The organism is Amycolatopsis sp. MtRt-6 (assembly GCF_017308975.1).
Lineage (GTDB): Bacteria > Actinomycetota > Actinomycetes > Mycobacteriales > Pseudonocardiaceae > Amycolatopsis.
In genome coordinates this window covers 1-11,687 of record NZ_JADWPD010000043.1, presented here as the reverse complement: position 1 = coordinate 11,687, position 11,687 = coordinate 1, and the positions used below count along the sequence as shown (strand labels likewise).

Annotated in this window: 9 protein-coding genes; 4 read left to right on the top strand and 5 right to left on the bottom strand. The window is 71.0% G+C overall.

All coding sequences use genetic code 11. The features are described 5' to 3' along the window. The first annotated feature begins 7 nt into the window (after nt 1-7). Complete coding sequence (locus tag I4Q55_RS44200) at nt 8-874, top strand: YwqG family protein (RefSeq protein WP_206796767.1); 867 nt, start codon at nt 8-10, stop codon at nt 872-874. 77 nt (nt 875-951) lie between these two features. Here I4Q55_RS44200 and I4Q55_RS44195 read toward each other — a convergent pair whose 3' ends face one another. After that, complete coding sequence (locus I4Q55_RS44195; protein ID WP_206796766.1) at nt 952-3,327, bottom strand: Tex family protein; 2,376 nt, start codon at nt 3,325-3,327, stop codon at nt 952-954. Between the two features lie 145 nt (nt 3,328-3,472). Between I4Q55_RS44195 and I4Q55_RS44190 the strand changes: the two genes are divergently transcribed. Beyond that, nucleotides 3,473-4,936, top strand: coding sequence for a chitinase (locus I4Q55_RS44190; RefSeq protein ID WP_206796765.1), 1,464 nt, complete (start codon nt 3,473-3,475; stop codon nt 4,934-4,936). Between the two features lie 92 nt (nt 4,937-5,028). On the opposite strand, the gene I4Q55_RS44185 is transcribed toward I4Q55_RS44190, so the two are convergent. The 3 genes from I4Q55_RS44185 to I4Q55_RS44175 form a co-directional block, all read right to left on the bottom strand. Continuing rightward, the gene (locus I4Q55_RS44185) at nt 5,029-6,687 is read right to left on the bottom strand and encodes a GMC oxidoreductase (RefSeq protein ID WP_206796764.1); all 1,659 of its coding nucleotides are present in this window, start codon (nt 6,685-6,687) and stop codon (nt 5,029-5,031) included. Further along, entirely contained in the window at nt 6,687-8,150 is a 1,464-nt protein-coding gene (locus I4Q55_RS44180; RefSeq protein WP_206796763.1) for an NAD(P)/FAD-dependent oxidoreductase, read from the bottom strand. Before I4Q55_RS44180 ends, I4Q55_RS44185 begins: the two co-directional genes overlap by 1 nt. A 75-nt stretch (nt 8,151-8,225) precedes the next feature. Then, nucleotides 8,226-9,320, bottom strand: coding sequence for a winged helix DNA-binding domain-containing protein (locus I4Q55_RS44175; protein WP_206796762.1), 1,095 nt, complete (start codon nt 9,318-9,320; stop codon nt 8,226-8,228). An 80-nt stretch (nt 9,321-9,400) separates the two neighbouring features. Between I4Q55_RS44175 and I4Q55_RS44170 the strand changes: the two genes are divergently transcribed. Next, nucleotides 9,401-10,456, top strand: a complete 1,056-nt coding sequence (locus tag I4Q55_RS44170) for an AraC family transcriptional regulator (RefSeq protein WP_206796760.1) — start codon at nt 9,401-9,403, stop codon at nt 10,454-10,456. Here I4Q55_RS44170 and I4Q55_RS44165 read toward each other — a convergent pair. Further along, complete coding sequence (locus tag I4Q55_RS44165; protein ID WP_206796757.1) at nt 10,377-11,048, bottom strand: TetR/AcrR family transcriptional regulator; 672 nt, start codon at nt 11,046-11,048, stop codon at nt 10,377-10,379. The two genes, I4Q55_RS44170 and I4Q55_RS44165, sit on opposite strands and share 80 nt — an antisense overlap. Before the next feature lie 193 nt (nt 11,049-11,241). Between I4Q55_RS44165 and I4Q55_RS44160 the strand changes: the two genes are divergently transcribed. Next, nucleotides 11,242-11,553 carry a hypothetical protein gene (locus tag I4Q55_RS44160; protein ID WP_206796755.1) on the top strand — a complete coding sequence of 104 codons (312 nt, stop codon included), beginning with the start codon at nt 11,242-11,244 and terminating at the stop codon, nt 11,551-11,553. Nucleotides 11,554-11,687 lie beyond the last annotated feature (134 nt).

Genomic DNA, 11,687 nt, shown 5'->3' with positions numbered 1-11,687 from the left:
TGTCCCGGTGACGTCCTGGAGAGATCGACTCAGTGCCCTCGCCCACGAGCGGCTGCCCGCCGAGCTGGCTGCCGCGTGGACGGGCTTGTTCCGGCCGGGCATCCGCCTGGTGTCCGAGGGCGACGGCCCGCCGGTGGGCCGGATCGGTGGTGCGCCGATGCTGCCCGAGGACGTCGGGTGGCCCGAGTGGCCGGGGCGGGGTCCCCTCGACTTCGTGGCCGCGGTGGACTGCGCCGCGCTGCCGCGGGAGTTCCTGAGCATCCCGCTGCCGGAGGCGGGCACGCTGCTGTTCTTCTACTTCGACGCCGAGCGCCGGGCAGCCGACGACATCCCGGAGTTCGGAGACGTCGAAGCCGCCCGGGTGGTCTTCGTCCCGGCGGGGGTTCCGGTCACCGAGCGGGCGGCACCCGAGGGCGTCGACCCGTACCCGGCGCGCGACCTGTTCGGCAAGGTCGAGGCCACCGCCCCGAAGAGCTACCACGCCCTGCTCGACGAGACGAAGACCGCGAGGGGCGAGACCCTCGCCGAGGCGGCCGAAAAGGTGCTGCTGCGCGGGAGCTACACGGGCGACGCAGTCTTCGGCCTGCTGGTCCGGCAGGTGCACCCGGAGGGGCCGCACCACCAGGTCGGCGGGTTCGCCGACCCCGTCCAGACCGCGGTCGAGAAGGAGGTCGCGAGGGAGGTGCTGGGGGACCACCGGGATTCCCGGCTGCTCGAGGAGGCGGCCCGCTGGGTGTTCCTCGCCCAGATCGACAGCGACGAAGCCGCCGACATGATGTGGGGCGACGCCGGAATGCTCTACTGGATGATCCGCTCCGACGACCTCGAAGCGGGCCGTTTCGACCGAGCGCGATGCATCCTGCAGTGTTGCTGATGGTGCCGTGCGGCTGAGGGTTCCTTGACCGCCGGCAGGCCACCCCGGCTCGTCCGGGGTGGCCTGCCGGCAAGCTCCTACTTGCCGAAGCCGGCCCGCCGCAGCGCGTCGGCCATCGAGCCGCTCGCGTTGCCGCCCCGGTCGCGCCCGCCGCCGCCACCGCGCCGGTCGCCGCCACCGCCGCCACCCCGGCGCTGACCACCGCCACCGCCGCCGCCCTGGCCCCGATCACGGCCGCCGCCCCCGCCGCCGCGGTTGGCCGAGCCGGCGCCCGGCTCGTCGTCCAGGCGCAGCGTCAGCGAAATCCGCTTCCGCGGCACGTCGACTTCCAGCACCTTCACCTTCACGATGTCCCCGGGCTTCACGACCTCCCGCGGGTCTTTCACGAAGTTCTTCGACAGCGCCGAAACGTGCGCCAGGCCGTCCTGGTGCACGCCCACGTCGATGAACGCGCCGAACGCCGCCACGTTCGTCACCACGCCCTCCAGGCGCATGCCCGGCTTGAGGTCGCCGATCTTCTCCACGCCCTCGGCGAACGTCGCCGTCTTGAAGGCCGGGCGGGGGTCGCGGCCCGGCTTGTCGAGTTCCGACAGGATGTCCGTCACCGTCGGGAGACCGAACTGCTCGTCCACGAACTCGGCCGGGCGCAGCGAGGACAGCGTCCGCGTGTTGCCGATCAACGCCCGGATGTCGGTGCCCGTCTTCGACAGGATCCGGCGGACCACCGGGTACGCCTCCGGGTGCACCGCCGACGAGTCGAGCGGGTCGTCGCCGTCCGGGATGCGGAGGAAGCCCGCGCACTGCTCGAACGCCTTCGGGCCGAGGCGCGCGACCTCCTTCAGTGCCATCCGGGAGCGGAACGGCCCGTTCGTGTCGCGGTGCGCCACGATGTTCTCCGCCAGGCCCGTCGTGATGCCCGAAACCCGGGTCAGGAGCGGCGCCGACGCCGTGTTGACGTCCACGCCGACCGCGTTCACGCAGTCCTCGACCACCGCGTCGAGGGAGCGCGACAGCGAAACCTCGGACAGGTCGTGCTGGTACTGCCCGACGCCGATCGACTTCGGGTCGATCTTCACCAGCTCGGCCAGCGGGTCCTGCAGCCGCCGGGCGATCGAGACCGCGCCGCGCAGGGAGACGTCCATGTTCGGCAGTTCCTGCGAAGCGAACGCCGACGCCGAGTACACCGAAGCGCCCGCCTCGGACACCACGGCCTTCGTCAGCTTCAGCTCGGGGTGCTTCTTGATCAGTTCCTGCGCCAGCTTGTCGGTCTCGCGCGACGCCGTGCCGTTGCCGATCGAGATCAGCTCGACCCGGTGCTTCGCGCACAGCACCGCCAGCTCGGCGATCGACTGGTCCCACTTGTTCGCCGGCTGGTGCGGGTAGATGACGTGGGTGTCGACGACCTTCCCGGTCGCGTCGACCACCGCCACCTTGACGCCGGTCCGGAAGCCCGGGTCGAGGCCCATGGTGGCGCGGGTGCCGGCCGGCGCGGCGAGCAGCAGGTCGCGCAGGTTGGCCGCGAACACGCGGACGGCGTCGTCCTCGGCCGCCTGGCGCAGCCGCATCCGCAGGTCGATGCCCAGGTGGAGGAGGATCTTGGTGCGCCACGCCCAGCGGACCGTGTCGCCGAGCCACTTGTCGGCCGGGCGCCCCTGCTGGGTGATGCCGAACTTGGCGGCGATGCGCTGCTCGTACTCCGTCGGGCCGACCTGCGGTTCGTCCGAAGGCTCGTCCGGCGCCATCGTGAGGTCGAGAACCTCCTCCTTCTCGCCGCGCAGCATCGCGAGGATCCGGTGCGAGGGGAGCTTGGTGTACGGCTCGGAGAAGTCGAAGTAGTCGGAGAACTTCGCGCCTTCCTCCTCCTTGCCCGCGCGCACCTTGGCGACCAGGTGGCCCTGGCCCCACATCTTCTCCCGCAGGTCGCCGATGAGGTCGGCGTCCTCGGCGAAGCGCTCGACGAGGATCGCGCGGGCGCCGTCGAGGGCGGCCTGCGCGTCCGCGACGCCCTTGTCCGCGTCGACGAACACCGCGGCGGCGGCCTGCGGATCCGTCGAAGGGTCGTTGAGCAGGCCGTCGGCCAGCGGCTCGAGACCCGCTTCGCGCGCGATCATCGCCTTCGTGCGGCGCTTCGGCTTGTAGGGGAGGTAGATGTCCTCCAGCCGCGACTTCGTGTCCGCGGCGAGGATCGACGCCTCGAGGGCCTCGTCGAGCTTGCCCTGGCTGCGGATGGATTCGAGCACGGCGAGCCGGCGCTCGTCGAGTTCCCGCAGGTAGCGCAGCCGCTCCTCGAGCGTGCGCAGCTGCGCGTCGTCGAGCATGCCGGTGACTTCCTTGCGGTAGCGGGCGATGAACGGCACGGTCGACCCGCCGTCGAGCAGTTCGACGGCGGCCTTGACCTGTCCTTCGCGCACGCCCAGTTCTTCGGCGATCTTCTGCTCGACCGACACGCTCACTGCAACACGCTCCTGCTTCGCCTGGATCCGATCGTCACATTCTGCCGTTTCGGGCGCCCCGACTTTCGGATGGGGTTCCTTGACATTCAGATTGGTCTAGTCCATTTTGTGGTGACCTGCCTCACCAGTGTCGTGGAGGTCGCCCGTGGTCCCCAAGGTCCGCTTCGCTCTGCTTTCCTTACTTTCCGTGGTGATGCTGTCTCTCGGCGTGACCTTCGTGCTCGCCGGCAGCGCTTCGGCGGCGAACATCCTGGCCAACCCCGGCTTCGAGGCCGGCACCACGGGCTGGACGTGCACCGGCACGGCCGCCGCGGTGAGCACGCCGGTGCACAGCGGGAGCCGCGCCTTGAGCGCGACGCCGTCGTCGTCGGACAACGCCCAGTGCGCCCAGACGCTCGCCGTCTCGCCGAACACGGCGTACAAGCTGTCCGCCTGGGTCCAGGGCAGCTACGTCTACCTGGGCGTCTCCGGCTCGGCGACGACCAGCACGTGGACGCCCGGCACCAGCGGCTACCAGCAGCTGTCGCTGAGCTTCACGACCGGGTCGAGCACGTCGCTGACGGTGTACCTGCACGGCTGGTACGGCCAGCCGGCGTACTACGCCGACGACGTCAGCCTCGACGGCCCGGGCACCCCGCCCACGACGACGCCGACCACGCCCACCACCACGACCACCCCGCCGACGACCACGACCACCACGACGCCACCGACGCAGAGTGACCTGCCGAAGCACGTCCTGACGGGCTACTGGCAGAACTTCTACAACGGCGCGAAGGCGCTGAAGCTCGCCGACGTCCCGACGAAGTACAACATCATCGCGGTGTCGTTCGCGGACGCCACGGGCACGCCCGGCGCGGTGGCCTTCACGCTCGACCCGGGGCTGTCCTCGCAGCTCGGCGGCTACACGGACGCGCAGTTCAAGGCCGACGTCAAGACGGTCCAGGCCCGCGGCCAGAAGGTGATCATCTCGGTCGGCGGCCAGAACGGCACGATCAGCGTCGGCGACTCGAACTCGGCCACCAACTTCGCCAACAGCGTGAAGGCGCTGATCGCGAACTACGGCTTCGACGGCGTCGACATCGACCTCGAGAACGGCATCAACGCCACGTACATGGGCCAGGCGCTGCGAAGCATCTACAACGGCGGCGGCAAGGTCATCACGATGGCACCGCAGACGATCGACATGCAGTCCACGGCGGGCGGCTACTTCCAGCTGGCGCTGAACATCAAGGACATCCTGACGATCGTCAACATGCAGTACTACAACTCGGGTTCGATGAACGGCTGCAACGGCAACGTCTACTCCCAGGGCACGGTGGACTTCCTGACGGCGCTGGCCTGCATCCAGCTGCAGGGCGGCCTGCGCGCGGACCAGGTGGGCCTCGGCCTCCCGGCATCACCCCAGGCGGCAGGCGGCGGTTACCAGGCCCCGGCGAACACGGTGTCGGCGCTGAACTGCCTGGCGCGGGGAACGTCGTGCGGCAGCTTCAAGCCGTCGACGACGTACCCGTCGATCAGGGGCGCGATGACGTGGTCGATCAACTGGGACGCGTCGCAGGGGTACGCGTTCGCCAACACGGTGTCGGCCGGGCTCGCGGGCCTGCCGTGACCCGTGGGTCGAGCGGTCCTCCCGGCGGCGCGGTCCGGGAGGGCCGCTCGGCCATGTCGAAGGCCTCGCCTTCCGCGGCTACCTCGTCGAACTCACCTAGGCACCACCGGCAGCCGCAGGGCGCCCGGCGCCTCCGACGGGACGACCGGACGTCGAGGAGCCACCGCCGCCACCCGCCGGTACGGCGAGCCCAGCTCAGGCCGCGGATCCTCGTCGCCCCGGTTCGGCCAGAACGCCATCGCGCGCTCCGCCTGCGCCGTGATCGTCAGCGAGGGGTTCACCCCCAGGTTCGCCGAGATCGCCGAGCCGTCCACCACGTGCAGGCCCGGGTACCCGTACAACCGCTGGTACGGGTCCACCACCCCCGAAGAAGGCGAGTCCCCGATCGCGCAGCCGCCGATGAAGTGGCCCGTGATCGGGATGTTCGCCAGGTCCGTCCACGCGCCCTGGGGAAGCCCGCCGATCTTCGCCGCCACCCGGCGCGTCACCTCGTGACCCACCGGGATCCAGTCCGGCGACGGCGTCCCCGCACCCTGGCGAGTCGTCATCCGGCGCCCGAACAGCCCGCGCTTGGTGTACGTCGTCACCGAATTGTCCAGGGTCTGCATCACCAGCAGCCCGATCATCCGCTCCGACCAGCGCCGCGGGTTGTGGATCCGTGGCAGGTCGCGGCGGGCGCGCCACAGTTCCCGCAGGCCCAGCACCCAGCGCCGGCGGCCCGGGACCGCGTCCACCAGCACCGTCGCCAGCAGCCCCAGCAGGTTGCTGCCGCGCCCGTACCGCACCGGCTCGACGTGCGTCACCGCGTCCGGGTGGATCGACGACGTGATCGCGACGCCCCGCGAGTAGTCCGTGTCCGGCCGCAGCGACCGCGCCGCCAGCACCGCCTCGGAGTTCGTGCGGGCCAGGAGCCCGAGCCGAGAGGAAACAAGAGGCAACGTGCCCGTGTCCCGCATCCGGTGCAGCAGCCGCTGCGTCCCCAGCGCCGCAGCCGAGAACACCACCTGCGTCGCGGTGAACGTCCGGCGGGAGAAACCGCCGGTCCGCCGGGTGTCGACCGCGTACCCGCCGGAGATCGGCCGCACCGAAATCGCCGTCGTCAGGGGATGCACCACGGCGCCCGCCCGCTCGGCCAGGTACAGGTAGTTCTTCACCGTCGTGTTCTTCGCCCCGACCCGGCACCCGGTCAGGCACTCGCCGCACAGAGTGCAGGACGAACGCGCCGGACCCGCGCCGCCGAAGAACGGGTCCACGCCGGGCTGTCCGAAGTAGACTCCGACGGGCGTGCGCCGGTACGTGTGGCCGACGCCCATGTCTTCGGCCACCTCGCGAAGCACGCGGTCCGCGGCCGTCGTCGCCGGGTTCTCGACCACGCCGAGCATCCGCTTCGCCTGGTCGTAGTACGGCGCCAGCTCGGCCTTCCAGTCCGTGATGTGCGCCCACTGCGGATCGGCGTAGAAGCCGTCCGGCGGCTCGTACAGCGTGTTCGCGTACACCAGCGAACCCCCGCCGACGCCGGAGCCGCTCATCACGAACGTGTTCTTCAGCAACGTCAGGCGCTGGATGCCGAAGCAGCCCAACGCCGGCGCCCACAGGTACTTCCGCACCCGCCACGACGTCTTCGCGAACTCGTCGTCGGCGAACCGGCGGCCGGTCTCCAGCACGCCGACGCGGTAGCCCTTCTCGGTCAGCCGCAGCGCCGTGACGCTGCCGCCGAACCCCGAGCCGATCACCAGGACGTCGTAGTCCATCAGGCCACCACCCGGTAGTCGGCGACGTCGAAGCGCCGCGTCCGGCGGTCGTACTCGGTGACCAGGCCCGGCCAGTTGGTTGTCACCCGGCCGTCGGCCTGCCGGTACCAGCTCGTGCAGGCGCTCCACACGCTCCTGCCGAGCCGCTGCTGCACCTCGCGGTCGTACCGCTCTTCGACCTCCGGTCGCACGTCCACATAGGACACACCGGGCCGCGCGAGCCGCTCCACCGCCTGCCGGATGTAGCGCGCCTGCCGCTCGATCATGTAGATGATGGACCCGGCGCCGAGGTTCGTGTTGGGGCCGTAGACACAGAACAGGTTGGGGAAGCCGGGCACGGTCATGCCCAGGTACGCCCGCGCGCCGCCGGACCACTCCTCCCGCAGCGACCGCCCGCCGAGGCCGCGGACATCCATGCTGCCGAGGAACTGCGTCGCCGCGAAGCCGGTGCCGTAGACCAGGACGTCCGCCTCGATCTCCGTCCCGTCCTCGACCCGCACGCCCTTCTCGGTGATCTCGCGGATCCGCCGCGTCTCGACGTCGACGTCCGGCTCGGCCAGCGCGGGCAGGTAGTCGTTGCTGAAGAGGATCCGCTTGCAGCCCATCGGGTAGGACGGCGTCAGCTTCGCGCGCAGCTCCGGGTCCTTGATGTGGCGCCGGCGCAGCTGACCGGTCCGCAGCTCGAACATCTTCGCCAGCACGGGGTGGCGCGTCATCGCGTAGGTGGCGTACTCGGCGAGCAGGAAGATCCGCAGCCGGCCGAGCAGCTGCGTGGGCGGCAGGTGCTCGAAGAGCCAGTGCTGCCACCGCCGGTAGCTCGGGTCGGACTTCGCCATGACGTACGGCGGCGTGCGCTGGAAGACCGTGACGTGCTGGGCGCGTTTCCGCAGCTCGGGCACGAACTGCACGGCGCTGGCCCCGGTCCCGACGACGGCGACGCGCTTGCCGGTCAGGTCGACGTCGTGGTCCCACCGAGCGGAGTGGAAGGCGTCGCCGGCGAAGCTCTCCCGGTTCGGGATGTCCGGCAGCACCGGCCGCGACAGCTGCCCGACGGCGGGCACGAAGACGTTCGCCTCGAAGGTTTCCCCGGTGCCGGTTTCGACGCGCCAGAGCCCGCGTGCCTCGTCGAAGGCGGCCCCGGTGACCTCGGTGCGGTACCGGATGTGCGGCTCGAGGCCGTGTTTCGCGATGACCCGCCGCAGGTAGGCGAGGATGTCGGGCTGGTGCGAGAACCGCTTCGGCCACCGAGGGTTGGGCTCGAAGGAGAAGGAGTACAGCGGCGACGGGATGTCGCACGCGGCGCCGGGGTAGGTGTTGTCCCGCCAGACACCGCCGGGCTCGGCGGCGCTCTCCAGGATCGTGAAGTCGCCGAACCCGGCCCGCTTGAGCTCGATCGCCGTCCCGATGCCGCCGAAGCCGGTGCCCACGATCAGCACCGACGGCCCCTTCGCCGAACCAGTCATGCCGGAAAAGCTACGCACCGCGGGGCTGTGACAACAGGCCACGAACGGTCACTCGATCGAGATTTCCGGCCAGCCTCACTCGGGCGGGTGGGTGCGCACGTCGTACGTCTCCGCGGCCGCCTCCGCCCACTTCACCAGCTCGCCCGCCGACTTCTCCAACGCCGCCAGGTCCCGCTTCCCCAGCTTCTCGAACGGCGACAGCTCGATCACCGCCGCCTTCCGGGTCGCCTTGATCTCCCAGAAGCCGCACACCTGCCCGTCGACCAGCAGCGTGCCTTTGACCAGGCCGTTGTGCGAGATCACCCGCTTGCGGTAGGTGTCCGAAATGACCCGCGTCCGGTCCGCGTAGGACAGGACCATCTGGTCGAACGGCCCCAGCAGCCGCGGCGGCGCGGGGACGTCCTCGTCCGGTACCGTCAGCTCCGGCAGGTCGAGCAGCTCGCGGCCGTCCGGGTCGCGGTAGCGCCGCAGGTCCATCGAAGAGGCCACCTCGCCCAGGCGCGTGATGCCCGCCCACGTCTGGACGTCCGCCACCGTGGCCGGGCCGAAGGCGCGCAGGTACCGCGAAATCAGCTCCGCCGGTGCGGGCGGGGAGAGCGGAGCGCCCACCCACTCGTCGAGGCACGCGTACGTCGTCTGCCCGGCCTTGCCCCAGATCGCCCGGGGCGGGGTCTGCACCAGCGGCAGCCGGCCCCGGGCGAGGTGGGTCAGGGAGGTCGCCGGGGCGTCCCAGGTCCGGGCCAGTTCGGCACCCAGCGCGGTCCCGGGCAGCGGGCCGCGGCGGAGCAGTTCCCGGGCCGCCGAGGCCACCGTGGAGTGATCGAGATCGGCCAGCGCGGCCGCGTGCAGAGTGTTCTGCTTCAGGTCGCGGTCGTAGATGCGCTGGACCACCGGCCGCCACGCCAGCGCGTCCGCCGCCGTCACCAGGTGGACCGTGCCGCGCATCAGCGCGATCCGCACCACGCGCCGGCTCTCCAGCAGCTCCGCCAGCTCCGCGGGCTGGAATCCCGCCAACCGCGACCACAGCGCGAAGTACGGCGGGAACGGCGCCTGCGCCTGCAGCCCGGCCAGGTGCTCGATCGCGTCGAAGGCGGACATCTTCGCCCGGCGCAGCAGCACCTGGCGCTCCAGGGTGGCGCGGTTCAGGGCGCGCCGGCTCAAGGTCTCCACGTCGTCACCCTAACGACCACCCAGGACAGTTCCGGTCCTCGATTGGACACGTTCTTCTCCCGTGATCCAGAATTCCGGCCATGGCCGAGCTCGCCGCGCCCGCCGTCGGGGACTGGGACTTCCCGCGCGGCACCGCGAGCATCGAGCTGATGACCCGGTTCGCCGCCGAACGCGCCTTGCCGGCGGAGAACCTGCTCGCCGCCACGACGTTGACGCCGGACCTCCTCACCGACCCCGCCGTCCAGGTCGACGCGCGCCAGGAGCTGGCCGTCGTCCGGGCGCTGGCCGGGCTGGACGGATCGGACGCGGCGGCGCTGGAGCTGGGGTGCCGCTACCGGGTCACCACGTTCGGCATCTTCGGCTTCGCCTGCATCAGCAGCCCGACGTTGCGCGACGCGATGCTGTTCGCCCTCCGCTACTTCGACCTGAGCTTCGCGTTCTGCATCCCGCACGTCGTCGTCGGCGCCGACCGGCTGACCCTCGAACTCGACGACAGCCGGGTGCCCGCCGACGTCGCCCGGTTCCTCGTGCTGCGCGACCTGGCCGCGATCTTCGCCGTCATGCGCGACCTGCTGCCCGGGATCGCGCTGGACGAGCTGACGTTCCGGCACGAAACGTCCACACCGGAGGAGTACCTGGCCGCCTTCGGCGTGCTGCCGCGCTTCGGCGCCGACGCCTGCCGGGCGACGCTCGACCCGGAGCTGCTGAGCCGGCCGCTGCCGCAGGCCAACGACCAGACCGTCGCCCTGTGCGCCGCGCAGTGCGAAGCGCTCGTCACGCGACGGCGGCAGCGTTCGGGCATCGCGCAGCAGGTCCGGGAGCGCCTGGTCCGGCTCGGCGGCGTCGACGCCGGCATGGACGAGATCGCCCGGCAGCTGACGCTCAGCACGCGCACGCTGCGGCGCCGCCTGACCGAAGCCGGCACGAGCTACCGGGCGCTGGTCGACGAGGTCCGCCAGACGCTCGCCGAAGAGCTGCTCGACACCGGCGTGCTGTCGGTCGAGGACGTCGCCTACCGGCTCGGGTACGCCGAGGCGTCGAGCTTCATCCACGCGTTCAAGCGCTGGACCGGGATGACGCCGGCGGCGTTCGCCCGGCGCTTCCGCGCCGCTCGGCGAGGACCGCGGGGTAGGTGATCTTCAGCAGGTTGAGGATCGAATCGGTGAGGAAGGTCCGCAGTGCCGCGCGGTCGAGCGTGCCGCGGATCAGCCATTCGCGCGAGGCCGCGCGCAGCATCCCGCCGAACGACCGGATCATCGCGCGCAGCTCTTCGCGGCCTTCGGTCACGCCGGTCATCAGCGCGGCCTCGAGGACCCGGTCGGCGGCGATCTCGTCGGCCTCCAGCATGATCCGCTCGATCTCGGGGTCGCGCCCGGCCGCCTCCGGCCCGATCACGGTCAGCCAGGCGTCGCGGTTGCGGTCCACGACCTCGATCCAGCGTTCGACGCCGATGGCGAGCCGCTGTTCCATGGTGGTGTCCGGCAGTGCTTCGGTGACCGGCGCGGGCACGATCATCAGCTGCCGCACGACCTCCAGGTAGAGCTCCCGCTTCCCCCCGAAGTAGTGGTTGATCAGCGGCCGCGCCACCCCGGCGGCCTCGGCGATGTCCGAAGTGGACACCGAGGCGTAGCTGCCCGCGCCGAAGAGGTGCCGGGCGGCGGCGAGGATCTCCGCACGCCGTTCGGCGGGTTCGAGCCGCCGGCGCCGCGGCCGGGTCCCACTGGTCATGAGCCCAGCCTCGTGGCGGATCGGCACGCTGTCAACAAGTAGTTGACCCATCGTCAAAAGAGTGACTCCGGTGGCGGCCAAGCGGTGTTTCGCGCCAACCTTTGTCGTTACGCAACCGGAACAACCCGCCGGTAACTCCGCGGGGGCCGGACGCGACGAGACGGCAGGGGGCCCGGACCGGGGGTAGGAGCAGATGAACGAAGAAGGCGCGCCGATCCGGCAGGCCGGACGCTGGGTGAGTGTCCGCCTGCAGCATCGCCACGTCAGCTTCGACGAAGCCTTCGAAGCGGACGAGCCCCTTCCGGACGGCGACTGCGCGGACGAGGCATCGCTGTCGTACTCGGGCATCGTGATCTCCAGCTACGACCGCGGAGAGAAGGTGTCCGAGCGCTGGATCCCGCTGGGCGTGGACCCGTCCGAAGCGGACGACGAGCGGCTGATCGGCCAGCTGCGCGAGGCGTTGCTGTGGCAGGCGGGCCGGCCGCCGCAGACCGCGGAGGAGTGACCCCACAAGCGCCCCAATGAGGTTTTCTCAGTAGCGTCCGTGGTGTTCGTGGTGGGTGAGGACGAGGGCGGCTTGGACGATGTGGCCGATGCGGTGGGGGCAGAGGCTGATGTGGCGGAGTGCTCGCCAGCGGG